The sequence below is a fragment of the Streptomyces sp. NBC_00370 genome (assembly GCF_036084755.1).
GTDB lineage: Bacteria > Actinomycetota > Actinomycetes > Streptomycetales > Streptomycetaceae > Streptomyces.
Genome location: NZ_CP107968.1, coordinates 2,722,023 through 2,748,275 on the forward strand (window position 1 = coordinate 2,722,023; position 26,253 = coordinate 2,748,275).

Sequence of the window (26,253 nt, forward strand, 5' to 3'; positions counted from 1 at the left end):
TTGGGAATCAACGGGCCGCGTGTCGCAAGATGGGGTCGGACCCCTGATCTTGCCGACTCCGAGAGACTACGCGTGCTCATTCGACTCCTGCGATCCCATCTCGCACCGTACAAAAGACCCATATCCATCCTTGTGGTGCTGCAGCTCCTCCAGACCGTCGCCACGCTCTATCTGCCCAGCCTCAACGCGGACATCATCGACAACGGTGTCGTGGCCGGTGACTCCGGATACATCCTGCGCTTCGGCGGCATCATGCTCGGCGTCAGCGTGGTCCAGGTGATCTGCAACATCGGCGCCGTGTTCTACGGCGCGCGGACCGCTTCGGCCCTCGGCCGGGACGTCAGGGCCGCCGTCTTCTCCCGCGTACAGAGCTTCTCCGCCCGCGAGGTCGGGCAGTTCGGGGCGCCGACCCTGATCACCCGCACCACCAACGACGTCCAGCAGGTCCAGATGCTGGTGCTGATGTCGTTCACGCTGATGGTGTCCGCGCCCATCATGTGTGTCGGCGGCATCATCGCCGCGCTCGGCCAGGACGTCCCGCTGTCCACGGTGCTGCTGGCCGTCGTGCCGGTCCTCGCCGTCTCCGTCTCGCTCATCGTCCGGCGGATGCGCCCGCTGTTCCGCGCCATGCAGGTGAAGCTCGACAGCGTGAACCGCGTGCTGCGCGAGCAGATCACCGGCAACCGGGTGATCAGGGCCTTCGTCAGGGACGAGTACGAGAAGGGGCGGTTCAAGGAGGCCAACACCGAGCTGACCGACCTCCAGCTGGCCACCGGACGGCTGATGTCGCTGATGTTCCCGACCGTCATGACGGTGGTGAACCTGTCGTCGATCGCCGTCGTCTGGTTCGGCGCGCACCGCATCGACAGCGGTGGCATGCAGATCGGCGCGCTGACCGCGTTCCTCTCGTACCTGATGCAGATCGTGATGGCCGTGATGATGGCCACCTTCATGTTCATCATGGTGCCGCGCGCCGAAGTGTGCGCCGAGCGGATCGAGGAGGTGCTGGACACCAGGTCGAGCGTGGTGCCGCCGGAGAACCCGGTACGGGAGCTGCGCAGGCACGGCCATCTGGAGATACGGGACGCGGAGTTCCACTACCCCGGTGCCGAGGAGTCCGTGCTCAAGAACATCTCGCTGACGGCGAAGCCCGGCGAGATGACGGCGATCATCGGATCGACCGGCAGCGGTAAGTCGACGCTGCTGCATCTGATCCCCCGGCTGATCGACACGACGGGCGGCGAGGTCCTCGTCGACAACCAGGACGTACGGGAACTCGACCCGGTGCTGCTGGCGAAGACGGTGAGCCTGGTGCCGCAGAAGCCGTATCTCTTCGCCGGGACCGTCGCCACGAATCTGCGCTACGGCAATCCCGACGCGACCGACGACGAGCTGTGGCACGCCCTGGAGGTCGCGCAGGCGAAGGACTTCGTCACCGCGCTCGAAGGCGGTCTGAACGCCCCCATCGCGCAGGGCGGCTCCAACGTCTCCGGCGGCCAGCGGCAGCGGCTCGCCATCGCGCGCACGCTCACGCAGCGCCCCGAGATCTATCTGTTCGACGACTCGTTCTCGGCGCTCGACTACGCGACGGACGCGGCGCTGCGCCGCGCGCTGCTGCGGGAGACGGCGCAGGCGACGGTCGTCATCGTGGCCCAGCGGGTGTCCACCATCCGTGACGCCGACCGGATCGTCGTCCTCGACGAGGGCCGGGTCGTCGGTACGGGCCGCCATCACGAGCTGATGGCGGCGAACGAGACGTACCGGGAGATCGTGCTCTCCCAGCTGACCGAGGCGGAGGCGGCCTGATGAGCGGTGCGGGACGCATGATGGCGGCCGGGGCCGGCGCTCCTACGCAGCGGTCCATGGATTTCAAGGGGTCGGGCAAGCGGCTGCTGCGCCGGCTGGCGCGGGAGAAGGCCACCCTGATCTGGATGGTCACGGCCGGGATACTGAGCGTCGGGCTCTCGGTGACCGGCCCGAAGATACTGGGCAAGGCCACCGACCTGATCTTCGCGGGTGTCGTCGGCCGGCAGTTCCCCGCCGGCACCTCCAAGGCGCAGGCCATCGCGGCGCTGCGTGCGAAGGGCGACGGGTCGATGGCCGACCTGCTGTCCGGCGTCGACTTCACCCCCGGTGACGGGATCGACTTCGGCGCCGTCGGCAACGTCCTGCTGATCACCCTGGTGATCTACCTGGGCGCCGGGCTGCTGCAGCTGGTGTCGTCGCGGCTGTCCATCCGGGTGATCAACCGCACCGTGTACCGGATGCGCGAGGACGTACAGGCCAAGCTGTCGCGGCTGCCGCTGTCGTACTTCGACCGGCAGGCGCGCGGCGAGGTCCTGAGCCGGGCGACGAACGACGTCGACAACATCTCGCAGACCATGCAGCAGACGATGGGCCAGCTGATCAACTCGGTGCTGACCATCCTCGGCGTGCTGATCGTGATGTTCTGGATCTCCTGGCTGCTGGCGCTGGTCGCGCTCGTGACGGTGCCGCTGTCGGTCTTCGTCGCGACCCGGGTCGGCAAGCGGTCGCAGCCGCAGTTCGTGCAGCAGTGGAGGTCCACGGGCAAGTTGAACGCGCACGTGGAGGAGATGTACACCGGGCACGCCCTGGTGAAGGTCTTCGGCCGGCAGGACGAGTCGGCGGAGGCGTTCGCCGAGCACAACGAGCAGATGTACGAGGCCGCGTTCAAGGCGCAGTTCAACAGCGGGATGATGCAGCCGCTGATGCTGTTCATCTCCAACATCAACTATGTGCTGATCGCGGTCATCGGCGGGCTGCGGGTCGCTTCGGGCGCGCTGTCGATCGGTGACGTCCAGGCCTTCATCCAGTACTCACGGCAGTTCTCCCAGCCGCTGACCCAGGTCGCCTCGATGGCGAACCTGATCCAGTCGGGCGTCGCGTCCGCGGAGCGGATCTTCGAACTGCTCGACGCCGAGGAGCAGGAGAAGGACGCCCCCGCCGTCGAGCGGCTGCGCGAGCCGCAGGGCCGGGTCGCGCTGGAGCATGTGGCCTTCCGGTACGACCCGGAGAAGCCGCTGATCGAGGACCTGTCGCTGTCGGTGGAGCCGGGCCAGACGGTCGCGATCGTCGGCCCGACGGGCGCCGGCAAGACCACGCTGGTCAATCTGCTGATGCGGTTCTACGAGGTGACGTCGGGCCGGATCCTGCTGGACGGCATGGACGTGCGGAACATGTCCCGGGAGGAACTGCGGTCCGGGATAGGCATGGTCCTCCAGGACACCTGGCTGTTCGGCGGCACGATCGCGGAGAACATCGCCTACGGGGCTTCCCGCGAGGTGACGCGCGAGGAGATCGAGGAGGCGGCGCGCGCCGCGCACGCCGACCGGTTCGTCCGTACGCTGCCCGACGGCTACGACACGGTGATCGACGACGAGGGTTCGGGCGTCAGCGCCGGTGAGAAGCAACTGATCACCATCGCGCGGGCGTTCCTGTCCGACCCGGTGATACTGGTGCTCGACGAGGCGACGAGCTCCGTCGACACCCGTACGGAAGTGCTGATCCAGAAGGCGATGGCGCGGCTCGCCCACGGCCGTACGAGCTTCGTGATCGCGCACCGGCTCTCCACGATCAGGGACGCCGATGTGATCCTGGTGATGGAGGACGGCGCGATCGTCGAACAGGGCACGCACGACGAGCTGTTGGCGGCGGAAGGCGCGTACGCCCGGCTGTACGCGGCGCAGTTCGCGCAGGCGGTGGCCGAGGTCGACTGAGCCGGAGGTCCGGCCGAGCGGGGTCCGGCTGGGCAGGGTCCTGAGCCGGGGAGCGCCGCGCCTTCGGGTGCGGCGCTCCCCGGCTTCCGTCGTCTCAGTCGAGGTAGCCGCGCAGTTGGTCGGCGAGTGCGTGGTCGCGGAGCTTGTTGAGGGTCTTGGACTCGATCTGGCGTATCCGCTCGCGGGTCACGCCGAAGATCCTGCCGATCTCCTCCAGCGTGCGCGGCCTGCCGTCCGCGAGGCCGTAGCGCAGCTGGACGACCTTGCGTTCGCGTTCGCCGAGCGTCGAGAGCACCGCCTCCAGGTGCTGGCGCAGCAGCAGGAAGGCCGCCGACTCGGACGGGGACGCGGCGTCGCCGTCCTCGATCAGGTCGCCGAGCGCGACGTCGTCCTCCTCCCCCACCGGGGTGTGCAGCGACACCGGTTCCTGGGCGAGGCGCAGCACTTCGGTGACCCGTTCGGGGGCCAGCTCCAGGTGTGCGGCGACCTCGGCGTGGCTCGGTTCGTAGCCGCGCTCCTGGAGCATCCGGCGCTGGACGCGTACCACCCGGTTGATCAGCTCGACCACATGGACCGGGACCCGGATGGTGCGCGCCTGGTCGGCCAGGGCACGGGACATCGCCTGCCGGATCCACCAGGTCGCGTACGTCGAGAACTTGTAGCCGCGCGCGTAGTCGAACTTCTCAACTGCCCTGATCAGGCCCAGGTTTCCCTCCTGGACGAGATCGAGCATGGTGAGGCCGCGCCCGATGTAGCGCTTGGCGACGGAAACGACGAGCCGCAGATTCGCCTCTATCAGCCGCCGTTTGGCCATCCGGCCCATGACGACGAGCTTGTCGAGGTCGAGCGCGAGCTGGGAGTCCAGGTCGGCAGACGTGCTCAGCTTCTCCTCGGCGAACAGACCGGCCTCGACGCGGCGCGCGAGGTCCACCTCTTCGACGGCGGTGAGCAGCGGGATCCGGCCGATCTCCCGCAGGTACTGGCGGAAGAGGTCGGACGACGCCCCGGCGGCGTCCGCACGGCTGCGGCTGCGGCTCTGCGGGGAGTCGGGGGCGGAATCGTCCACGGGGGCCTCGGTGACGGTTTCCACGACCGTCTGCGGCGTGTCGGTCAAGAGCCTGGTCAGGGGCTCGGACAGGGACTCGGTCACGGGCTCGGTCAGGGTCTGGGTCTGCACGGGGGCGACCTCCAGGTGATCGCTGCACTACGAGCGGATCCGCGGGAGTTGGCGCCCACCTGTCGTGGGCCGGCCGCGCTTCCGGAAACTCAGGCACCGCTCACCAGTGTGGGGTACGACACAGGGCTGCCACGAGGGGCGTGCGACCACTTTCTGAGTCCGGTACGTAACCGGGCCGTTACCGTACGACGTACGGGGACGCAGGACCCGGAGCGCCGCGTCGGAGCGTGCCGGAGCCCGTCAGAGCGCGTCGGCGCCTCTGTTGCGCAGGGCCTGGCTGTACTGCTGGAGCACCCACAACTCGTTCTGCACGGCGTTGAACTGCTCGGGGTCGGCCTGTCCGCCGAGCCGGGTCAGGGTGCCCGTCACCTCGTGGATGCGGCGGTCGACGGCCCGCAGCCGGACCTGGACGAGCTGCTGGCCCGCGTACATCTCGTCGATGGCCTTGCCGCGGAACACCTCGACGGCCAGCTCCGTGACCAGATGGCGCACGGTGTCGTTCGGCACGGTCTCCAGCACCCGCGCCAGATACGCGCGCCCGTCGGCCACGCCCTGCTCGGCGCCGCCCGCCTCCTCGACGCACTGGCGCACCATCGCGTACGGCGGGGCCGTGAACTCGTCGGCCCCGTAGGCGTCGAAGGCCGGGGAGACCAACTCGGGCCGCTGGAGCGCGAGTTTGAGCAGCTCACGCTCGGTGCGATGGGCGGGGCTGCGCAGATGGAGCGCGGGCCCCCGGGGCCCCTGCGGCGCCGCCGTGTCGTACGCACCGCCCTGCTGCTGCCCGGCGCGGCCGGATCCTGCCTGTCCCTGACCGCCCTGGGCCGGGCCCCGGCCGCCGCGGTCGCGGGCCCAGCGCGCCACCTGCGAAACGCGCTTGACCACGAACTGGGTGTCGAGGATGCCCAGGATGCCGGCGAGCTGGACCGCGACCTCGTGCTGCGACGAGCCGTTCTTGATCCTGGCGACGATCGGCGCGGCCTCGTCCAGCGCGGCCGCGCGGCCCGCCGGGGTCTCCAGGTCGTAGCGCGAGACGATCTGGCGGATCGCGAACTCGAAGAGCGGCGTGCGCGGTTCGACCAGGTCCTGGACCGCTTCGTCGCCCTTGGCGAGACGCAGCTCGCACGGGTCCATGTTGTCGGGGGCGATGGCGATGTACGTCTCGGCGGCGAACTTCTGGTCGTCCTCGAAGGCGCGCAGCGCGGCCTTCTGGCCCGCCGCGTCACCGTCGAAGGTGAAGATCACCCGCGCGCTGCCGTTGTCCATCAGGAGCCGGCGCAGGATCTTGATGTGGTCGCCGCCGAACGCCGTGCCGCAGGTGGCGATGGCGGTGGTGACGCCCGCGAGATGGCAGGCCATCACATCGGTGTACCCCTCGACCACCACGGCCCTGCTGACCTTGGCGATGTCCTTCTTCGCCAGGTCGACGCCGTACAGCACCTGGGACTTCTTGTAGATCGGCGTCTCGGGGGTGTTCAGGTACTTGGGGCCGTTGTCGTCGTCGCGCAGCTTGCGCGCGCCGAAGCCGACGACCTCGCCCGAGATGTCGCGGATGGGCCACATCAGCCGGCCGCGGAAGCGGTCGATGGGGCCGCGGCGGCCGTCCTGGGAGATCCCGGAGAGGATCAGCTCCTTGTCGCTGAAGCCCTTGCCGCGCAGGAAGCGGGTGAGGTGGTCCCAGCCGACCGGGCTGTAGCCGACACCGAAATGCTCGGCGGCGGCCTGGTCGAAGCCGCGCTCCGCGAGGAACTTGCGGCCGATCTCGGCCTCCGCCGAGCCGAGCTGCTCGGCGTAGAACTCCGCCGCGATCTTGTGCGCCTCGACCAGGCGGGTGCGCTCGCCGCGCTGGCTCGACGGGTTGTAGCCGCCCTCCTCGTAGCGCAGGGTGATGCCCGCCTGGGCGGCGAGGCGCTCGACCGTCTCGGAGAACGAGAGATGGTCGATCTTCATCACGAAGGCGATGGTGTCTCCGCCCTCCTGGCAGCCGAAGCAGTGGAAGAGACCCTTGCTCGGACTGACCTGGAAGGACGGGGACTTCTCGTCGTGGAAGGGGCAGAGCCCCTTCAGATTGCCGCCTCCGGCGCTGCGCAGCTGAAGGTACTCGGACACGACGGCGTCGATCGGGACCGCGTCCCGAACCGCCTTCACGTCGTCATCGTTGATCCTGCCGGCCACGGATGAATTCTACGGGGCCGGAGGGACACTCCCTCTCCCCGGACGGACTCTTCCGTCTCCCGGGAGGCTGCGCGGCGGCCGTCCCGTCAGCCGTTCCCGAGGCCGGACAGCGGTACGCCCGGGTCGGCGAGGGCGTTCACGTCCAGGCTCACGCCGGACCGGATCAGCCGCTGGATGTCCTCGGTGACGTCCCACACATTGACGTTCATCCCGGCGAGCACCCGGCCGTCCTTCAGCCAGAAGGCGATGAACTCCCTCTTTCCGGCGTCGCCGCGCACGACCACCTGGTCGTACGTGCCCGGCGGCGCCCAGCCCGAGTATTCGAGTCCGAGGTCGTACTGGTCGGAGAAGAAGTACGGGACGCGGTCGTAGACGACGTCCTGGCCGAGCATCGCGCGGGCGGCCTCCGGGCCCGAGTTCAGCGCGTTGGCCCAGTGCTCCACCCGGATCCGGGAGCCCGCGTCAGGACCCCAGGCGAGCGGGACGGCCGCGACGTCGCCCGCCGCGAAGACGTCCGGGTCGGAGGTGCGCAGCCCGGCGTCGACGGCGACGCCGCCGCCCTCGGCGCGGGCGGCGAGTTCGAGCCCCGCCGCCTCGGCGAGGGAGACGCGCGGCGCGGCGCCGATCGCGGCCAGCACGTCGTGCGCCGGATGGTCCTCGCCGTCGTCGGTACGGGCGGACAGGACCATGCCGTCCTGGCCGACGATCTCGGTGAGCCGGGCGCCGAAGTGGAAGCGCACGCCGTGCTCGCGGTGCAGCTCGGTGAAGATCTGGCCCAGTTCGGGGCCGATGACCTGGTGGAGCGGGGTCGCCGCCGACTCGACGACGGTGACCTCGGCGCCGTAGCTGCGGGCCGCTGCCGCCACTTCGAGCCCGATCCAGCCGGCGCCCGCGATGACCAGATGGCCGTTGTCGCGGCCGAGCGAAGCGAGCACCTGGCGCAGCCGGTCGGCGTGCGCGAGCCTGCGCAGATGGTGCACGCCCGCCAGGTCGGTGCCCGGGATGTCGAGCCGGCGCGGCTCGGCGCCGGTGGCGAGCAGCAGCTTGTCGTAGCGCACGGACGTGCCGTCGCCCAGATGCACACAGCGGGCCTCACGGTCCACGGAGGTGACGGTCTGGCCGAGGTGCAGCTCGACCTCGGCCTGCGCGTACCAGGCCGGTTCGTGGACGAAGACGGTGTCGCGCTCCTCCTTGCCGGAGAGATAGCCCTTCGACAGTGGAGGACGTTCGTAGGGGTGGTCGCGCTCGTCGCCGATGAGGATCACCCGGCCGGTGAACCCTTCCGCCCGCAGGGTTTCCGCGGCTTTCGCCGCCGCCAGACCTCCACCGACAATGACGAATGTGCGATGTGCGTCGACCACTTGATGCCTCCTCGTTGCGCTGCCGCCATCTGCGAGCGTCCCGCACGGAGCGTGATGGCGATAGAGGGGGCGCTCCGTGCGCGTGCCTGATTGTCGTGATCCGGCTGCCTTCATCCAAGCGTGCGCCGGGAGGCCCGAGGCGTGCAGGCCGATCGTACGCGGACGCCGTCACCTGGAGAGGCGTGCGCCACCGGTGAGTCCGCCGTGCAGGGCGCGGGCCGCCGCGTCGGTGAGCGACGCGATCTGGTCGACGATGACGCGTTTGCGCGCCCGGTCGTCGGGCGCCGCGAGGAACAGCCCGCGGAACTGCGGGTCGAGCCCTTCCGGCGCACGGTCCGTCAGGACGCTCGCCAGCTCGGCCAGTACGATCCGCTGGTCGAGGCGGAGCGCCTCCTGCTCGGCGCGCTGCATGACGTACCGGTCGGCGACCGCCTTGAGCACGGCGCACTCGTGGCGCGCGGCGCGCGGTACGACCAGCTCGGCGGTGTAGCGGGTGAGCGGGCCCGTGCCGTACGCGTCGCGGGTGGCGCTCTCGGCGGCGAGACAGAACCGGCCGATGAGCTGGCTGGTGGCGTCCTTGAGCCGGCCGAGGGCGACGGCCGAACCGTCGTAGCCGTGCGGCCACCACTCCTGGTCCATCAGGCGGTCGAGCGCGGCGGCCAGCTCCTGCGGGTCGGTGTCGGCGGGTACGTAACGGCCGATGGCGACGGCCCAGATCTCGCTGCGCTCGTCGGGCGAGGCGAGGGCTGCGGGATCGACGTGGCCGGCGTGCAGACCGTCCTCGAAGTCGTGGACGGAGTACGCCACGTCGTCGGACCAGTCCATGACCTGCGCCTCGAAGCACGTCCTGCCGTCGGGGGCGCCCTTGCGGGCCCAGTCGAAGACGGGCAGGTCGTCCTCGTACACGCCGAACTTCACGGACGTGGGGTCGGTGGGGTGGCGGCCGCGCGGCCAGGGGTACTTGGTGGCGGCGTCGAGGGCGGCGCGGGTGAGGTTGAGGCCGACGCTGATGAGGTCGCCGGTCGGCTCGGACTCAGAAGACATGATGAAGCGCTTCGGCTCGATACGGGTCAGCAGGCGGAGCGACTGGGCGTTGCCCTCGAAGCCGCCACAGTCGGCGGCGAAGTCGTTCAGCGCCTGTTCGCCGTTGTGCCCGAAGGGCGGGTGGCCCATGTCGTGGGACAGGCAGGCGGTCTCGACGAGATCCGGGTCACAGCCGAGCGCCGCGCCCAGTTCCCGGCCGACCTGGGCGCACTCCAGCGAGTGCGTCAGCCGGGTGCGCGGGCTGGCGTCCCACTGCCGGGCGCTGGACCCGGGGGTCACGACCTGGGTCTTGCCGGCGAGTCTGCGCAGCGCCGACGAGTGCAGCACCCGGGCCCGGTCGCGCTGGAACGCGGTACGCCCCGGGCGCTTGTCGGGCTCGGGAGCCCAGCGCTCGGTGGCGGCTTCGTCGTAGCTGCCGGTGGAGTCGGAGGGGTGGTGAACAGTGATGCCGGTGGTGCCTGCCATGCTCCGACGGTAACCGGAAGCGGTGGGGTCGTGAGCCCGAGGCTGGGCGAACGGGAGTCGAGGGCGGCTGTCGGGCCGCCCCTGGGGTTTGAGTGTCGCGGCTCCGGTCCGGGCGTCAAGGGCGCTCCTTCGTCGCGTCGGCTACGCCGATTCCGCTTCGCTCCACCCTTGACCCCCGGCCCTCCACCGCAAGTGGCTTCTTTGAGGGGGGCGGCCGGGGGGGGCTCCACGGGCACGGTGGGCTTGTGGTGGCGGGTGCTTGGCCGGGTGCGGCTGCCCGGGCGGGGGAGGTTCGTGGTGTGCCTGGCCGGGTGCTGGTGTGACTGCTGGGGTTGGGGTGGTTGCTGTGGCGGTCGTCTCGCGCCTTTTGCGTCAGTGGTTGCGTTAGGCGCGTCTTTCGGCGCATCCCGGTCCGGGCAGCTCCCCGAGCGAACTGTTCTGCGTCTCGGCACGTCCTGATAGGCATGCGCCGACTCAAGCTGCCGAAGATCACGCTGCCCCGTACCCGGCGCGGGCAGCGGCGTGCCGTACAGATCGTCATGGCCGGCTGTGTCCTGGCGCTCGCTCCCGCGGCCTGGATGCACGCCGTCGCCGACAGCCGGGTCCGGACCGTCGCCGACGTGCCGGCGAGGGATGTGGCCGTGGTCTTCGGTGCGGGGCTGCGGGACGGGCGGCCCACGCCGTACCTGGCCCACCGGCTGGACGCGGCCGTGACGCTCTACCGGACGGGCAAGGTGAAGGTCGTGCTGGTCACCGGCGACAACAGCCGGGTGGAGTACGACGAGCCCGACGCGATGCGCGCGTACCTCACCGGGCGGGGGGTGCCGGACGGACGGATCGTCAGCGACTACGCGGGGTTCGACACCTGGGACTCCTGCGTCCGCGCGAAGAAGATCTTCGGCGTCGAGCACGCGGTGCTCGTGACGCAGGGCTTCCATGTCCGGCGCGCCGTCGCGCTGTGCCAGGCGGCGGGCGTCGAGTCGTACGGGGTCGGGGTCGCCGAGCCGCATGATGTGACCTGGTACTACGGCGGGGTGCGCGAGGTGTTCGCGGCGGGCAAGGCCGCGCTGGACGCTGCGGTACGGCCGGATCCGCACTTCCTCGGCCCGCGCGAGCCGGGCGTGACGTCGGTGCTGGCCGCCCACTGACGGGTCACCCGGCGGCGGTCTCCTCGGTGAGCCAGCGCAGGTACGGTTCGCTGCCCGCCACGACGGGCGTCGCGATGATCTCCGGTGTCGCGTAGTCGTGCGCCGCCAGCAGATGGGCTTCCAGTTCGGGGTAGCGGGCCTGGGTGGTCTTGAAGAGGATCTGCCACTCGCGCCCCGTCTCGATCTCGCCCTGCCAGCGGTAGACCGAGGTGACCGGCGCCGAGATCTGGGCGCAGGCGGCCAGTCGGGACTCGACGGCGCCGCGTGCGAGGGCTTCGGCCTTCTCTGCGGTGTCGGTGGTGGTCAGCACGGTCAGGTGGTCGGCGCCCATCGGGGCTCCCTTACGGTCGGCGGCGCGATCCACCGTACCGGCCGGGTGCCCGTCAGGGGCCCTTCGTCAACCGGCGTACGCGCGTACGGACTTCGCCTCGCGCAGGGCCAGGGCCCACCAGGCCAGTTGGTCGAGCATCGCCTTGGCGGCGCCGTCCGGGCCCGAGGGGTCCTTGGGGCTGCCCGCCGCGTCGAAGAGGGCGCCGGCGTTGTGGAAGGAGACCGTGTCCCTGACCGTGACGGCGTGCAGTTCGGCGAAGACCTGGCGCAGGTGTTCGACGGCGCGCAGGCCGCCGGACATCCCGCCGTACGAGACGAACCCGACGGGTTTGGCCTGCCATTCGGCGAAGTGCCAGTCGATCAGCGCCTTGAGGCAGGCGGGATAGGAATGGTTGTACTCGGGGGTGAGTACGGCGAAGGCGTCGGCGGAAGCGAGCCGCGAGGTGACCTTGGCGAGCTCGGCCAGTGACTGGGGGCCGGGGTCGGGCGACGGCGCTGTCGGCAGGTCCGTCTCGGCGAGATCGATCAGGTCGACGGTGAAGTCGGCGCGTGTGGAGGCCCGTTCGAGGAACCAGTTGGCGACGACGGGCCCGAAGCGCCCCTCCCGGTTGCTGCCGAGGATGACGGCCAGCTTCAGCGGCCCTGCGGTGGTGTCCTGCGTGGAGTTCATGGACAGAGCCTCATACTTAAACCAAAGTTGAAGTCAAGCTACGCTGGGCCGTATGACGACACATCTCGCCTGGGACGCCAAAGAAGCGACGGTCGGGGAGCTGGCGGCGCGCAGCGGGGTCGCCACGTCGGCGCTGCGTTTCTACGAGCGCGAGGGGCTCATCAGGAGCCGCCGTACGTCGGGCAACCAGCGGCGCTACAGCCGCGACACACTGCGCAGGGTCGCCTTCATCCGCACCTCGCAGCGGCTCGGCATCCCGCTGGCCGACATCCGGGCCGTCCTGGAGCTGCTGCCGGCGGACCGTACGCCGACGAAGGAGGACTGGGCGCGGATCTCGGAGTGCTGGCGCGACGACCTCGAAGCGCGTATCCGTACCCTTCAGCGGCTGCGTGACAATCTCACCGACTGCATCGGCTGCGGCTGTCTCTCGCTGGACCGCTGCGTCCTGTCCAACCCGGGCGACGAACTGGCCTCGCACGGCCCCGGACCCCGGCGGCTGATAGAGGACTGACCTCGTCGTACCGTGACCGGTATGACGACCGAGGCTCCAGAACTGCTCATCGAGGTGGACGGGCGTCCGGCCACCGAGTCCGACCTGCGGATGCGCGCGCTCAACAACTACGGGCACTTCACCGCCATGCAGGTCAGGGGCGGCGGGGTGCGCGGCATCGATCTGCATGTCGCCCGTCTTGACGCGGCGAGCCAGGAGCTGTTCGGCGTGGGTGTGGCGGGCGAGCGGGTACGGGCGCTGCTGCGGCACGCGCTCGGTGACGTCGAGGACGCGTCGGCGCGGGTGTACGTGCATCAGGCCGAGCTGCCTTCGGAGTTGAGCCTGATGGTGACCGTACGGCCGCCGGCGGTGCAGGACGAGCGGGCGGTGAGCCTGATGTCCGTCCCGTACGAGCGCCCCGCCGCCCATCTCAAGCATCTGGGCGGCTTCGGGCAGATCTACCACGGTCATCGCGCGGTCCGGGCGGGGTTCGACGACGCGCTGCTGACCGGTCCGGGTGGGGTCGTCCTGGAAGGCAGCATCGCGAACGTCGGCTTCTGGGACGGCAGTTCGGTGATCTGGCCGCAGGGCGCCATCCTGACGGGCATCACCATGGCGCTGGTCGAGCCCCGGCTGGCCAGTGCGGGCCTGGCTTCCGTACGGCGCGAGGTCACGCTGCCGGAACTGGCGGGTTTCCGGGCCGCGTTCCACACCAACTCGCACGGCGTGGTGCCGGTGAGCCGGATCGACGACGTCGAGTTCCCTGGCGACGCGGAGCTGTTGGCGCGGGTGCGGGCCGTGTACGAGTCGGTGGAGTGGGAGCGCCCCTGACCGGCCGGGGGCGCCTCAGGCGGCCGGCTGAGCCGGGGCCGTGGCGGGCGGCCAACTGCGCAGGGTCATGTCGGCCACCTGCTGGAGGACGTCGCGCGTGACACCGCCGGCGGCCTGGACGGCGATGCCGTTCGCCACGGTCATGAGGTGCCGGGCGAGCAGACCGGGATCGGCGTCGGGCGGCAGGTCGCCTTCGTCCACGGCCTGCTGGAAGCGGTCGCTGAGGTAGGAGACGTGCTCGTCGCGCCAGGCGGCGAGGGTGTCGCGGGCATGACTTCCCGGCTCACCGGCGGCGAGGGACCCCTGGACACCGAGGCACCCGGCCGGGCCGGCGGCGCCGGTGGTGGCCAGGACCGCGCCGTTGAGCATCGCGGCGGCCACCTCGCGGGCGGTCGGCTCCCGCAGGGCGCGGACCCCGTACGAGGCGGGGCCCTCCGTGTAGCGCTCCAGGCACTTCCGGAACAGCTCCTCCTTGTTGCCGAAAGCCGCGTACATGCTGGTGCGGTTGATCCCCATGGCGGCGGTCAGGTCGGTGAGGCTGGCGCCTTCGTAGCCCTGCCCCCAGAAGACCCGCATGGCGCGTTCCAGGGCCTCTTCGGTGTCGAATCCCCTCGGCCGGCCGACCGGCGCCTTCTGTCCGGTGTCCATGGCATCGATCGTACCTCTTCCGTACCGGTCGGTGCGGAAGGTGCTACGGTCTTTTTCGGTACCGATCGGTACCGAATCTGTGGAGGTCGTGATCATGGGACAGCTCGAAGGAAAGACCGCCGTCGTCACCGGCGGGAGCAGCGGGATCGGCCTGGCCACCGCCGTCCGGCTGGCGGCGGACGGGGCGCATGTGTTCATCACCGGCCGGCGCAAGACCGCGCTGGACGCGGCCGTCGAGACCATCGGCCCCGCGGCGGCCACCGGTGTGGTGGGCGACATCGCGAACCTGGCCGACCTGGACCGGCTCTACGACGCGGTCCGCGCCCGGGGCCGCGGCCTGGACATCGTCTTCGCCAACGCGGGCACCGCGTCGTTCGCGACGCTGGAAGAGGTCACCGAGGAACACGTCGACGAGACCTTCGGCGTCAACGTACGGGGCACGCTGTTCACGGTGCAGAAGGCGCTGCCGCTGCTCAACGACGGCGCTTCGGTGATCCTCAACTCCTCGGTGCGCGCGGACGACGGTGTCGCGGCGTTCGGCACGTACGCGGCCTCGAAGGCGGCGGTACGGTCCTTCGCCCGTACCTGGGCCAACGAGCTGAAGGACCGCGGCATCCGGGTCAACGCGATCTCCCCGGGCACCATCGACACCCCCGCGGTCGACGCCGTGGCCGAGGGAGACGCGCCGGTCACCAAGGCCCAGTTCGTCGCGGGTGTGCCGCTGGGCCGGATCGGCCGCGCCGAAGAGGTCGCCGACGCGGTGGCCTTACTCGCCTCGGCCCGGAGCAGCTTCGTCCTCGGCGCCAACCTGTACGTGGACGGCGGCGAGAACCAGCTCTGAGCCGTACCGGGCCCGTGGCGCGGGCTCGTCACCCGTTCGGCGCGTGCGGGGGTGGCGAGCGGGTCTGTTCGTCGGCCTCGGCCGTGACCTGCGGTGACGGCGTTTGGCAAGCCTGACACGCGCTCCTGGGGGCGGGAATCTGATCGGCCATCAGCAGGCGTGCGGCTCGTGGTGGCACTTACCTCGGAGGAGACCCGCGATTCCGACGGAGGATCACCATGCGCAGCACTGCACGCCTGCTGACCGGTGCCGCCCTCGCGGCTGCCTCGCTCGGACTGATGACCGCGAGCGCCACCGGTGCCTTCGCGGATGCCGGTGACGCCGGCGGCGGGGACTTCGGTGGCACCGAGGCCGGAGCCGGTGAGGTCCCGGGGGGCGAGATTCCGGACGTCCCGGACGAGGAGCGCCTCGGTGGCGAGGTTCCCGGTGGGGAGCACGGCGACGTGGGTCCCGGCGGCGGGGACTGGGGTGGTGACCACGGGGACGGCGACCAGGGCGGCGATCAGTGGGGCGGCGGGGATCACGGCGGCGGGAAGCCCGGGGTGCTTGAGGTGACCCCGGCGAGCGCGCCTCCCGGCGCGACCGTCACCGTCAACACCACGGCCTGCGGCCCCGGCGGCTACGCCAAGGGCGACGCCCGCGAACTCGGTGCCGGGGAGTTCGAGCTGAAGGCCGAGACGCACAAAGAGGTCGTGGTCGGTCACTTCACGGTGCCGGACGGCGCCAGGCCCGGCACGTACCGGATCGTCGCGAAGTGCAAGAACGGCAAGGAGGCCGACGGTGATGTCACCGTACGGGCCCATTCAGGGCCGGTCGGCCATGTGAAGACGGGGGTCGGCGGCAGCGTCGGGCCCGACACCACCCAGATCGCGGCGGGGACGGCCGTACTGGCCGCCGCCGCCGTGGGCGGGACCCTGCTCCTGCGTCGCCGGGCGAGCGGCACGCAGGAGGACTAGGAGGTCCCGTCCGGGCGTCCCCGCCCCCGTCATGCTCATCGCTGACCGGGGCGGGGAACCTCTGTCCCGGATCCCGCAGTCCCGGATCCCCGCATCCCAGCCGCGGAAAGGTCGCTCACCGTGCCGGTCACCGCCCAGGTCAGGAGGAAGGGCTGGCTGCTCGCCGCCGTCGCCTGTACGGGTGTCTGGCTCGTCCAGAACGGCGCGCGCCCGGTCACCCCGCCCGCCCCTTCGGCCGCGCAGGCCTTCGCCGCCGGGCCAGGACACCACAGCCGGGCGGCGGCCGACCCGATGCCCGCGTCGGCGCCGGTACGGCTGCGCATCCCGGAGATCGAGGTCGACGCGCCGCTGATGCGGCTCGGCCTCGCCGCCGACGGCAGTCTCGCCGTACCGCCGGCCGCGAACAGCAACCTCGCCGGGTGGTACGGGGGCGGCGCGGCGCCCGGCGCCAAGGGGACGGCCGTCATCGCGGGCCATGTCGACAACGCGCGCGGGCCCGCCGTCTTCTACTCCCTGGGCACCCTGAAGAAGGGGGACAGGATCGACGTCGTACGCGCGGACTCCCGTACGGCAGTCTTCACCGTGGACGCGGTCGAGGTGTACGAGAACGCCGACTTCCCCGACAGCAAGGTGTACGGCTCGGCCGGCCGGGCCGAGCTGCGGGTGATCACCTGCGGCGGCGGCTTCTCGCCGAGGACCGGCTACCAGGGCAACGTCGTCACGTACGCCCATCTCGTCGGGTGACCGGCCGGCTCAGGCCGCCCACTGGTCGAAGGCGAGCTTCGCGATCAGCGAGAACACCACGACCAGCAGCACCCCGCGTACGAACTCACTGCCCTTCTTGAGCGCCGTCCGCGCGCCCAGCATTCCGCCCGCCAGGTTGAACACGGCCATGAGCGCGGCCAGTTGCCAGAGCACCGTGCCCTGGTAGGCGAACATCGCGAGCGCGCCCCCGTTGGTGCAGACGTTCACGATCTTCGCGTTGGCGGACGCGGTGACCAGGTCGAGCCGCAGTACGGCGGTGAGCGCCAGGACCAGGAAGGTCCCGGTGCCGGGGCCGAACAGCCCGTCGTAGAAGCCGATCCCGCCGCCCACGAGGACGATCGCCAGGACCGTACGCCGCCGCGTGACCGGCCCGGCCCCCGGCTGCGCCCGGCCGAAGCCGGGCCGCAGCAGGACGAAGGCCGCGACCGCCAGCAGCACCACCATGATCACCGGCCGCAGCACGTCGCTGCTGATCCCGGCGGCGAAGAAGGCGCCCGTCATCGATCCGGCGAGCGCCACCAGCCCGATCCGCACGGCCGTGCCCAACTCGACCGGCGCCTTGCGCACATACGTGACGGCGGCGCCGGACGTACCGACGATGGCGACGGCCTTGTTGGTGCCGAGGATGTTCGCCGCCGGCACATGCGGCAGCCCGATCAGCAACGCCGGCAGGAGCAGCAGCCCGCCACCGCCCACCACGGCGTCGATCCACCCGGCAGCGAGCGCGGCGAGGCAGAGCAGGGTGAGCACGGTCAGGGATATGTCGGGCATGATCACGACCCTAGGGTCTGTCGTGTGGATCTTGCGCCCGCCCCGCCGCCGGCCCGCTGTGCGGCGTCAGCTCTGTCCCGCGACGGCGGCCGGGTCCATCCACATGATCTCCCACTGGTGGTGGTCCGGGTCCAGGAACGAGCGCTGGTACATGAAGCCGTGGTCCTGCGGGTCGAGGGCGGGTGAGCCGCCTGCGGCGAGAGCCGCGTCCACCAGTTCGTCCACCGCGGTGCGGCTCTCGGCGTTGAGACAGATCAGCGCCTCGGCGGTCGTCTCGGCGTCGGCGACGTCCTTCTTCGTGAAGTCCTTGAAGCGGGACTTCTCCAGGAGCATCACGAAGATGGTGTCGCTGATGACGACGCACGCCGTCCGGTCGTCCGAGAACTGTGGATTGCTCGCGTAGCCGAGCTTCTCGAAGAAGGTCTTGGAGACCTCGACATCGCTGACCGGCAGGTTGAGGAAGATCATCGCGGGCATCGGCCGTCTCATTTCTCTCGGCGCGCCAGGCGCGCGTTCGAAAGGACAGACCGGGCCCCCGCCGGAAACTCATCGGCGCCGAGCGGGGAATCTCGGCAGCATGACGCGGCGGGACGGGCCGGACCCCCGCACGGGTTCCGGCCCCGTCCCGCCGCGCGTCCCGGAGCCGCCCGCCGGACCCGTGAGGGGCGGGCGGATTGCGGACGGCCCCGGTGTCTCGGGGGGCGTTAGGCGCCTGCCGCCGCGCGGCCCGCTTCCAGCCGCGCCACCGGGATGCGGAACGGCGAGCAGGACACGTAGTCGAGGCCGACGGCGTGGAAGAAGTGCACCGACTCCGGGTCGCCGCCGTGCTCACCGCAGATCCCGAGCTTCAGATCCGGCCGGGTCGCCCGGCCCGCCTCGCACGCGCTGCGTACGAGCGCGCCGACGCCGTCGCGGTCGATCGTCTCGAACGGGGAGACCCCGAAGATGCCCTTCTCCAGGTACGCGGTGAAGAAGCTCGCCTCCACGTCGTCGCGGGAGAAGCCCCACACGGTCTGGGTCAGGTCGTTCGTGCCGAACGAGAAGAACTCGGCGGCCTCGGCGAGCTGACCCGCCGTCAGCGCGGCGCGCGGCAGCTCGATCATCGTGCCGATCGCCAGCTTCAGCTCGACACCCGTCGCCTTCTCGACGTCGGCGATGACCTGGCGCGCCTCGTCGCTGACGATCTCCAGCTCCTGGACCGTGCCGACGAGCGGGATCATGATCTCGGCGCGCGGGTCGCCCTTGCTGTTCTTGCGGTCGGCCGCCGCCTCGGCGATGGCCCGTACCTGCATGGCGAAGAGGCCGGGGATGACCAGGCCGAGCCGTACCCCGCGCAGCCCGAGCATCGGGTTCTGCTCGTGCAGTTTGTGTACGGCCTGCAGGAGCCGCAGATCGTTCTCGTTGTGGTCCTTGCGGGCCTCGGCCAGGGCGACACGGACCGACAACTCCGTGATGTCGGGCAGGAATTCGTGCAGCGGCGGGTCCAGCAGCCGTACCGTGACCGGCAGTCCGTCCATCGCCTCGAACAGCTCGGTGAAGTCCTTCTTCTGCAGCGGCAGCAGGGCGCCGAGCGCCGTCTCGCGCTCGTCGTCCGTGTCGGCGAGGATCAGCTTCTCGACCATGGCCCTGCGTTCGCCGAGGAACATGTGCTCGGTGCGGCAGAGCCCGATGCCCTGGGCTCCGAACCGGCGGGCGCGCAGGGCGTCTTCGGTGTTGTCCGCGTTGGCCCGCACCCGCAGCCTGCGGCGCCGGTCGGCGTACGCCATCATCCGGTGCACGGCTTCGACGAGTTCGTCGGCGTCGTCGGCGCCCGCGTGCATCCGGCCCTCGAAGTACTCGACCACGGGCGAGGGGACGACGGGCACCTCACCGAGGTAGACCTTGCCGGTCGAGCCGTCGACGGAGACGACGTCGCCCTCCTCGATGACCGTCGAACCGACCGTCAGCCGACGGGCCTTGGTGTCGACCTCCAGCTCCTCAGCGCCGCACACACAGGTCTTGCCCATGCCACGGGCGACGACGGCGGCGTGCGAGGTCTTGCCGCCGCGCGAGGTCAGGATGCCCTCCGCTGCGATGATGCCGTCGAGGTCGTCGGGGTTGGTCTCCCGGCGGATGAGGATGACCTTCTCCCCCGAGCGCGACCACTTGACGGCGGTGTACGAGTCGAAGACGGCCTTGCCGACGGCGGCGCCCGGCGACGCGGCGATACCGCGTCCGAGCAACTGCCGCTTCGCGCCCTCGTCGAAGCGCGGGAACATCAGCTGGGCGAGCTGGGCGCCGTTGACGCGCTGGAGCGCTTCCGCCTCGTCGATCAGTCCCTGGTCGACCAGTTGCGTGGCGATCCGGAAGGCGGCGCCCGCCGTGCGCTTGCCGACCCGGGTCTGGAGCATCCACAACTGGCCGCGCTCGATGGTGAATTCGATGTCGCACAGATCGCGGTAGTGCGTCTCCAGCGTCTCCATGATCTGCATCAGCTGGTCGTACGAGGCCTTGTCGATGGTCTCCAGATCGGCGAGCGGCACGGTGTTGCGGATGCCGGCGACGACGTCCTCGCCCTGCGCGTTCTGCAAGTAGTCGCCGTAGACGCCCTGGTGGCCGCTGGCCGGGTCGCGGGTGAAGGCCACGCCCGTACCGGAGTCGGGGCCGAGGTTGCCGAAGACCATCGAGCAGACCGTGACGGCCGTTCCGAGGTCGCCGGGGATGCGCTCCTGGCGGCGGTAGAGCTTGGCGCGGTCGGTGTTCCACGAGTCGAAGACGGCGCGGATCGCGAGGTCCATCTGCACGCGCGGGTCCTGCGGGAAGTCCCGCCCGGTGTGCCGGGAGACGATCTTCTTGAACTGCTTGACCAGCTTCTTGAGGTCCCCTGCGGCCAGATCGACGTCGGTCGCCGCGTTGTTGGCCCGCTTGGTCTCCTCCAGCGCCTCCTCGAAGAGTTCGGCGTCGACACCGAGGACGGTGGCCCCGAACATCTGGATGAGCCGCCGGTAGGAGTCCCAGGCGAACCGCTCGTCGCCCGACTGCTTGGCGAGCCCGGCGACCGAGTCGTCGGAGAGCCCGACGTTCAGGACGGTGTCCATCATGCCCGGCATGGAGAACTTCGCCCCGGAGCGTACGGAGACCAGCAGCGGATCGTCGGCCTGGCCGAGCCGCTTGGCCATCTTCTTCTCCAGCGCTTCGAGATGGGCGCTCACCTCGTCACCCAGTGCCGCCGGTTCGGTCCCGCTGTCGAGATAGACGGTGCACGCCTCGGTGGTGATGGTGAAACCGGGCGGGACGGGCAGCCCGAGATTGGTCATCTCGGCGAGGTTGGCGCCCTTGCCGCCGAGCAGATCCTTCAGATCCTTGTTGCCCTCGGTGAAGTCGAAGACGTACTTCGGTGCCTTCTCGGTCTTCTCCTGCTTTTCCGACACGGGTCTCGACTCCTCGGAGGACGACGCGCTGGCTGCCCTGACGGCGAGGAACATACCCAGATCAAAGGCGTCCGGACATGTCCACCTGGCCGTCGCACGGCCTTAACCACTCGTCCGCCACTGGATCGAATGCGCATGGCGGACGCCGACGCGGTCCGCACGGCTTCATGCCTCGAACCGGGCATGACCCGCCGATGACCCTTCCCGCTCACCTGAGCGGTGACAACGACGTCTGAGTTCATCCTTCGAACACCAAAGGGGTGGCACGCAGTGCCACCCCTTCCAGAGGTGCAGTCGCCCAAGATCCGCTCCTCTGAGCGCGTCGACCATCAAATGTGGCGAGAATCACGCCCCACGACGGGCCGAAGCGTGGTCGCGCAGCCGGTCCCGCGCGCAGTCGCGCAGCACCGCCAGATCGACGTCCTCCAGGCTGTCCGCGAAGTAGCGCCCGGCGGCCCGCTCCACCGGCAGCAGCGACGGTACGACGAGTACGGCGCACCCGGCGGCCTGCGCCGAGGCCGTACCGTCCGGGGAGTCCTCCACGGCGACACACGCCCCCGGCCGCACGCCGAGCCGTTCGGCCGCCGCCAGGTAGGGGTCGGCGTGCGGCTTGGTCCGTACGGTGTCGTCGGCCGAGAGCGTGAAGGCGAAGCCCACGTCCGGCAGTGAACCGCCGACCACCGAGTCGACCACCGCCCGCGGCGAGGCGCTGACCAGGGCGAACGGCACCCCGGCCCGTTCCAGTCCGGCCAGCAGCCGACCGGCGCCTGGCCGCAGCGGGGCCCCGGCCTCCACCCGCCGGAAGAAGGAGCCGGACAGTTCGGCCGCCACCTCCTCCGTACGGCCGGCGTCCGCGCCGGTGACGCGTACGAGATGCGCGGCCGTGTCGGCGACGGCGCGGCCCACCACCTCGCGCGCGTCGGCGTCCGTCAGCCGGTGGCCGAGCCGGGCGGCGACCTCGTCCGCCGTGTCCCACCAGAGCACTTCGGTGTCCACGAGCGTGCCGTCCATGTCGAAGAGGACAGCCGCAGGCAGCTTCACGCGTCGTCCCCCGCGGACGCCACGACACCGGTCACCGGTACGACCAGGGCCGGCCGCTCGGCCGGTACGACCGTCGCCCGTACGCCGGGCTGCAGCTCCCCCGCGTCGCGCGACGGGACGTCGGCCTTGACCGAGCCGCCGCCGGGCAGATCGAGCAGCACCCGGGTGACCGAGCCGAAGAAGGCGGCCGAGACGACCGTGGCGGTGCCTACGGGGTCGGCGGTCGCCGTGACGTTCTCCGGCCGGATCAGCACCTCGACCTCGCGTCCCGCCGGGATCTCGCCGTCCACCGGCAGGGTGGCGCCGGCGACCTCGACCCGGCCGCCGTCGGTGAGCCGGCCGGGCAGCCGGTTCATCGTGCCGACGAACTCGGCGACGAAGGCGGTGGCGGGACGCTCGTACAACTCGGCGGGCGCCGCGCACTGTTCGAGGCGGCCCGCGTTGAGCACGGCGACCCGGTCGGCCATCGACAGCGCCTCCTCCTGGTCGTGCGTGACGAAGATGGTGGTGATGCCGAGCGAGAGCTGGAGCCGGCGGATCTCCTCCCGCAGCGTCAGCCTGACCTTGGCGTCGAGCGCCGACAGCGGCTCGTCGAGCAGCAGCACCCGGGGCCGCAGCGCCAGCGCGCGGGCGAGTGCGACCCGCTGCTGCTGGCCGCCGGACATCTGGTGCGGGAAGCGGTCGCCGTGCTCGGGCAGCCCGACCAGGTCGAGGAGTTCGGCGGCGCGGGTGCGCCGCTCGGCGGCCGACACCTTCCGTACCCGCAGCCCGAAGGCGACGTTGTCGCGCGCGTTGAGGTGCGGGAAGAGGCTGTACGACTGGAACACCATGCCCGCGTCACGGCGGTTGGCCGGGACCCGGGTGATGTCGGCGCCGTCCACCAGCACATCGCCCGCGTCGGGCTGCTCGAATCCGGCGAGCACCCGCAGCGCGGTGGTCTTGCCGCAGCCCGAGGGGCCGAGCAGCGCGAGGAGTTCACCGGGGCGGGCCGTCAGGTCGAGCCCGTCGAGGGCGACGGTGGGCCCGAAGGCCCGCCGCAGACCACGGAATTCGACCAGCGCGCCGGCGGGGGCCGCGGGCTGTTCCTCGCTCGCGGTGAGTGTGGCCGTGGATGACATGAGGGGGCTACTCCTTGCCGGAGAGGGGAGTTGTGGTGGCAGGGCCGCCCGCGGGGGCCGCCGAAGCGCCGGCCGCCGCCCGTGCCCCGGCCCGGGAGAGGACCATCAGCAGCGCCCAGGCGATGAGCAGGCTGAGCAGCGAGACGGCGACCGAAACCTGCGCCTGGGAACCGGAGATGGTGACGATCCAGACGGCGAAGGGCTGATAGCCGAGGAGCGCCGCGATGGTGTATTCGCCGAGCACCAGCGCCAGGGTGAGGAAGGACGCGCCGGCCAGCGACGAGCGCAGGTTGGGCAGGATCACCCGGACGACCGTGTACGGCATGCTCGCCCCGCAGTTGCGGGCCGCCTCCACGAGCGTGGGGATGTCGACGGCGCGCAGCCCCGCGTCCAGCGAGCGGTACACGAACGGCAGCGCGAGCACGGTGTAGGCGATGACGAGCACCAGTGGGAACGACTCGTCCTGCACGACGATGAAGGTCTGGTAGAGCGGGGTCGTGGACAAGTGGTCGGGGCCCCAGCGCAGTACGGTCGTGATCCCGCTGACCAGCGCGATCGGCGGCACCACCAGCGGCAGCATGCAGATGACCTCGACGACGGGCCGCAGCCGGGGCGCGCCGAGCCGTACGGCGACGAGCGCCGGCACGGCCAGCAGCAGCGACAGCACGATGGTGCAGCCGGCCAGGCCGAGCGAGAGCAGCAGGCTCTTGGAGAATCCGTCGGCGGACAGGATCCCGGTGTAGGCGTCGAAGGAGACGCCCTGGCCCGGGGTGTGGACGGTGAAGACGAACGAGGCGAGCAGCGGCACGACGAAGTAGATCCCGGCCAGGACCAGGACGGCGCCGCGCCAGATACGCGGGCGGCGGCGCTGCCTGCGGACGCGGCCCGCGGGCGGCGCTGTGCGGCTCGGGGCGTCCGCCGCTGTGGGTGTCAGTGCAGCCATCGGGTGCTCCGTCGCTGGAGGGGCAGATAGACCACCATCACCAGACCGGCGATCACGATCATGTCGAGGCTCAGGGCGAGCGCGACGTTCTCCTGGCCGACCTGGACGTTGCCGGACAGCGCGTCGGCGATCTTCAGCGTCACCAGGGGTACGGAACCGCCGACGAGCGCCGCCGCCGTGGCGTACGCGGCGAAGGCGCTGCCGAAGAGCAGCACGAACCCGCCGAGCAGGGTGGGCATGAGGACGGGCAGTCCGACATGGCGCCAGAACTGCCAGGTGGTGGCCCCCGCGTTCTGCGCCGCCTCCCGCCACTGCGGGCGCAGGCCGTCCAGCGCGGGGACGCTGACCAGCACCATCAGCGGCACCAGGAAGTACAGGTAGATCACGGTGAGTCCGGTGAAGGAGTACAGGTTCCAGCCGGCCGCGTCCAGGTGCGCGTACTGCGTGACGACGCCCGAGATGCCGAGGGTCGCGACGAAGGCGAAGGCGAGCGGTACGCCGCCGAAGTTGGCGAGGACGCCGGAGGCGGTCAGTACGGACTCCCGCAGCGCGCCGCGCCGGGACGTGACGACGGCCTGGGCGATCAGCATGCCGAGCACGGTGCCGATCAGGGCGGTCAGCGCGGACAGTTCGACGCTGCCGGTCAGGGAGGTCAGGTACGGGCCCTGGAGCGAGGTGCTGACGTTGGCGCCGGTCGCCGAGGTGACGCCGGTGGCCGTGTCCTTCGTCGTGAACGCCCCGTACACCACGGCGCCGACCGGCAGTCCGAAGCAGATGCCGGCGAACACGAGCAGCGGGAGGGCGCCGAGCCAGGCGCGCGGCGCCCGCCGCCGACGGCGGGTGCCGTCGGCGGCGCCCGGTGCGGGCGGAGTGGTGCCCGGCGCGGGCAGGGTGTGGTCCGCCATCAGCTGACGGCCTTGTCCCAGTTCTTGGCGAGGACGGCCTTGACGCTGTCCAGGTCCTTGGCCTCGGGGAACTCGGGGGTGCCTTCGACCTTGGGGAGCTTGGTGACGAAGGTCTTGTCGACGGAGCCGTCCTCGGTCATGGAGGGCAGCAGGACGGGGCGGGCGTAGCCCTTGAGGAAGAGGTTCTGGCCCTCGGCGCTGTACAGGTACTCCATCCACAGGCGGGCGGCGGCCGGGTGCGGCGCGTCCTTGTTGATCGCCTGCGAGTAGTACTGGGCGTACGAGCCGTCGGCCGGGACGGCGACCTGCCAGTCGACGCCCTTGCCCTTGAACTGGTCGGCGTAACCGGCGTTGAGGTAGTCCCAGTCGATCGAGATGGGCGTCTCGCCCTTCTGGACCGTCGCGGGGGTGGACTCGACGGGGATGAAGTTGCCGCTCTTCTTCAGCTTGCCGAAGAAGTCGATCCCGGGCTGGATGTCGGAGAAGCTGCCCTTGTTGGCGAGGGAGGCCGCGTAGACGCCGCCGAAGGCCGAACCGGACTTGTTGGGGTTGCCGTTGAGGGCGACCTTGCCCTTGTACTCGGGCTTGAGCAGATCGGCGAAGGTCGTCGGGCAGACCTTGACGCGTTTGGCGTCGCAGCCGATGGAGATGTACCCGCCGTAGTCGTTGTACCAGAGGCCGTTCGGGTCCTTCTGGGCGGCGGGGATCTTGTCGTAGGAGGCGACCTTGTACGCCGCGAAGAGGCCCTCGGCCGCTCCGCTGCGGTCGAAGGGGCTGCCCAGGTCGACGACGTCGGGGGCGCGGTCCTGGCCCTTGCGGGACTTGATCGCGTTGATCTCGTCGGCGCTGGCGGCGTCCGGCGTCTCGTCCTTGATCTTGACCTTGTACTTGGCCTCGAAGCCCTTGATGATCTCGCCGTAGTTGGCCCAGTCCGGCGGCAGGGCGATCGCGTTGAGTGTGCCTTCCTTCTCCGCCGCCTTGACCAGACCGGCCAGACCGCCGAAGTCCGCCACGGAGGTGGCGGCATCGGCCTTCACACCGGCGGAGCCGCCGGCGTCGGCGGGGGTGTCGGAGTCGGACTTGGCGCCACAGGCGGTGAGCGCGGTGAGTGCGGCGGTGCTGAGCGCCAGCGCGGCTATCAGCCGGCCGTTGGCGCGTACGCGAAGTCGGGTCACGCGGTGTCTCCCGGGGGCAAATGAAGGTTTCACTTGTTCATACAAGCTGGCACCAGTTCGCCCGGTCAAGGTGTCCGCACGGTTAACGTCCGATGACCTTGACGGCACGAGGCGTGGAAGACCAAAACGCCCACAAAGCGCCAGAACGCCGGGGATTCACGGCACGTACGGGCGGGTGGCAGGGGGCGGACCGGGGTGGCGGTCAGGGATTCATATGCGGTTACAGTGAAGGTCAGGTGCGCGACGGGGAAGCGC

The 26,253-nt window shown here is 70.6% G+C and carries 23 protein-coding genes; 8 read left to right on the forward strand and 15 right to left on the reverse strand.

Annotation, left to right across the window (positions count from 1 at the left end; translation table 11 throughout):
• Positions 1-72: 72 nt before the first annotated feature.
• Entirely contained in the window at positions 73-1,806 is a 1,734-nt protein-coding gene (locus OHS57_RS11980) for an ABC transporter ATP-binding protein (RefSeq protein ID WP_041990054.1), read from the forward strand.
• Positions 1,806-3,737 (forward strand): ABC transporter ATP-binding protein, encoded by a 1,932-nt coding sequence (locus OHS57_RS11985; RefSeq protein WP_041990053.1) that lies wholly within the window; start codon positions 1,806-1,808, stop codon positions 3,735-3,737. The genes OHS57_RS11980 and OHS57_RS11985 overlap by 1 nt, the downstream gene beginning before the upstream one ends.
• A gap of 94 nt (positions 3,738-3,831) precedes the next feature.
• Here OHS57_RS11985 and OHS57_RS11990 read toward each other — a convergent pair whose 3' ends face one another.
• The 4 genes from OHS57_RS11990 to OHS57_RS12005 form a co-directional block, all read right to left on the reverse strand.
• Positions 3,832-4,914, reverse strand: a complete 1,083-nt coding sequence (locus OHS57_RS11990; protein WP_443042877.1) for an RNA polymerase sigma factor — start codon at positions 4,912-4,914, stop codon at positions 3,832-3,834.
• Positions 4,915-5,154: 240 nt separating this feature from the next.
• Positions 5,155-7,086 (reverse strand): DNA primase, encoded by a 1,932-nt coding sequence (gene dnaG / locus OHS57_RS11995; protein ID WP_041990052.1) that lies wholly within the window; start codon positions 7,084-7,086, stop codon positions 5,155-5,157.
• An 86-nt stretch (positions 7,087-7,172) separates the two neighbouring features.
• Complete coding sequence (locus tag OHS57_RS12000; RefSeq protein ID WP_041990049.1) at positions 7,173-8,447, reverse strand: NAD(P)/FAD-dependent oxidoreductase; 1,275 nt, start codon at positions 8,445-8,447, stop codon at positions 7,173-7,175.
• A gap of 168 nt (positions 8,448-8,615) precedes the next feature.
• Positions 8,616-9,956 (reverse strand): deoxyguanosinetriphosphate triphosphohydrolase, encoded by a 1,341-nt coding sequence (locus OHS57_RS12005; RefSeq protein ID WP_328581904.1) that lies wholly within the window; start codon positions 9,954-9,956, stop codon positions 8,616-8,618.
• 464 nt (positions 9,957-10,420) lie between these two features.
• Between OHS57_RS12005 and OHS57_RS12010 the strand changes: the two genes are divergently transcribed.
• Positions 10,421-11,104 carry a SanA/YdcF family protein gene (locus tag OHS57_RS12010; RefSeq protein WP_328581905.1) on the forward strand — a complete coding sequence of 228 codons (684 nt, stop codon included), beginning with the start codon at positions 10,421-10,423 and terminating at the stop codon, positions 11,102-11,104.
• A gap of 4 nt (positions 11,105-11,108) precedes the next feature.
• Here the strand turns inward: OHS57_RS12010 and cutA are convergent, their stop codons facing one another.
• Together cutA and OHS57_RS12020 are read right to left on the reverse strand one after the other, a co-directional pair.
• The gene (cutA, locus tag OHS57_RS12015; RefSeq protein ID WP_328581906.1) at positions 11,109-11,435 is read right to left on the reverse strand and encodes a divalent-cation tolerance protein CutA; all 327 of its coding nucleotides are present in this window, start codon (positions 11,433-11,435) and stop codon (positions 11,109-11,111) included.
• Between the two features lie 66 nt (positions 11,436-11,501).
• The gene (locus tag OHS57_RS12020) at positions 11,502-12,104 is read right to left on the reverse strand and encodes an NADPH-dependent FMN reductase (RefSeq protein ID WP_328581907.1); all 603 of its coding nucleotides are present in this window, start codon (positions 12,102-12,104) and stop codon (positions 11,502-11,504) included.
• A gap of 52 nt (positions 12,105-12,156) precedes the next feature.
• On the opposite strand from OHS57_RS12020, the gene soxR reads away from it, so the two are divergent.
• Together soxR and OHS57_RS12030 are read left to right on the forward strand one after the other, a co-directional pair.
• Positions 12,157-12,615 (forward strand): redox-sensitive transcriptional activator SoxR, encoded by a 459-nt coding sequence (gene soxR / locus OHS57_RS12025; RefSeq protein WP_328581908.1) that lies wholly within the window; start codon positions 12,157-12,159, stop codon positions 12,613-12,615.
• A gap of 21 nt (positions 12,616-12,636) precedes the next feature.
• Positions 12,637-13,425, forward strand: a complete 789-nt coding sequence (locus tag OHS57_RS12030; protein ID WP_328581909.1) for an aminotransferase class IV — start codon at positions 12,637-12,639, stop codon at positions 13,423-13,425.
• A gap of 15 nt (positions 13,426-13,440) precedes the next feature.
• On the opposite strand, the gene OHS57_RS12035 is transcribed toward OHS57_RS12030, so the two are convergent.
• Entirely contained in the window at positions 13,441-14,073 is a 633-nt protein-coding gene (locus OHS57_RS12035; RefSeq protein ID WP_328581910.1) for a TetR/AcrR family transcriptional regulator, read from the reverse strand.
• A gap of 94 nt (positions 14,074-14,167) precedes the next feature.
• Here OHS57_RS12035 and OHS57_RS12040 point away from each other — a divergent pair, with 94 nt between their 5' ends.
• From OHS57_RS12040 to OHS57_RS12050, 3 genes are all read left to right on the forward strand, one after another.
• Entirely contained in the window at positions 14,168-14,914 is a 747-nt protein-coding gene (locus OHS57_RS12040; protein WP_328581911.1) for an SDR family NAD(P)-dependent oxidoreductase, read from the forward strand.
• A 218-nt stretch (positions 14,915-15,132) separates the two neighbouring features.
• Positions 15,133-15,870 (forward strand): hypothetical protein, encoded by a 738-nt coding sequence (locus OHS57_RS37765; protein WP_443042878.1) that lies wholly within the window; start codon positions 15,133-15,135, stop codon positions 15,868-15,870.
• Between the two features lie 120 nt (positions 15,871-15,990).
• A complete protein-coding gene (locus tag OHS57_RS12050; protein WP_041990035.1) occupies positions 15,991-16,614 on the forward strand; it encodes a class F sortase in 624 nt (207 codons plus the stop codon).
• Between the two features lie 9 nt (positions 16,615-16,623).
• Here the strand turns inward: OHS57_RS12050 and OHS57_RS12055 are convergent, their stop codons facing one another.
• From OHS57_RS12055 to OHS57_RS12090, 8 genes are all read right to left on the reverse strand, one after another.
• Positions 16,624-17,406, reverse strand: a complete 783-nt coding sequence (locus OHS57_RS12055) for a sulfite exporter TauE/SafE family protein (RefSeq protein ID WP_041990032.1) — start codon at positions 17,404-17,406, stop codon at positions 16,624-16,626.
• A 66-nt stretch (positions 17,407-17,472) separates the two neighbouring features.
• Entirely contained in the window at positions 17,473-17,883 is a 411-nt protein-coding gene (locus tag OHS57_RS12060) for a VOC family protein (RefSeq protein ID WP_328581912.1), read from the reverse strand.
• Between the two features lie 227 nt (positions 17,884-18,110).
• Positions 18,111-20,816, reverse strand: a complete 2,706-nt coding sequence (ppdK, locus tag OHS57_RS12065) for a pyruvate, phosphate dikinase (RefSeq protein ID WP_328581913.1) — start codon at positions 20,814-20,816, stop codon at positions 18,111-18,113.
• Positions 20,817-21,161: 345 nt separating this feature from the next.
• Positions 21,162-21,857, reverse strand: coding sequence for an HAD family hydrolase (locus OHS57_RS12070; protein WP_328581914.1), 696 nt, complete (start codon positions 21,855-21,857; stop codon positions 21,162-21,164).
• Entirely contained in the window at positions 21,854-22,975 is a 1,122-nt protein-coding gene (locus OHS57_RS12075; protein ID WP_328581915.1) for an ABC transporter ATP-binding protein, read from the reverse strand. Before OHS57_RS12075 ends, OHS57_RS12070 begins: the two co-directional genes overlap by 4 nt.
• Before the next feature lie 7 nt (positions 22,976-22,982).
• On the reverse strand, positions 22,983-23,918 hold the full coding sequence (locus OHS57_RS12080) for an ABC transporter permease (protein ID WP_078863662.1): 936 nt from the start codon (positions 23,916-23,918) through the stop codon (positions 22,983-22,985).
• Positions 23,906-24,823, reverse strand: coding sequence for an ABC transporter permease (locus OHS57_RS12085; RefSeq protein WP_328581916.1), 918 nt, complete (start codon positions 24,821-24,823; stop codon positions 23,906-23,908). The genes OHS57_RS12080 and OHS57_RS12085 overlap by 13 nt, the downstream gene beginning before the upstream one ends.
• Positions 24,823-25,998, reverse strand: coding sequence for an ABC transporter substrate-binding protein (locus tag OHS57_RS12090; protein WP_078863661.1), 1,176 nt, complete (start codon positions 25,996-25,998; stop codon positions 24,823-24,825). Before OHS57_RS12090 ends, OHS57_RS12085 begins: the two co-directional genes overlap by 1 nt.
• Positions 25,999-26,253 lie beyond the last annotated feature (255 nt).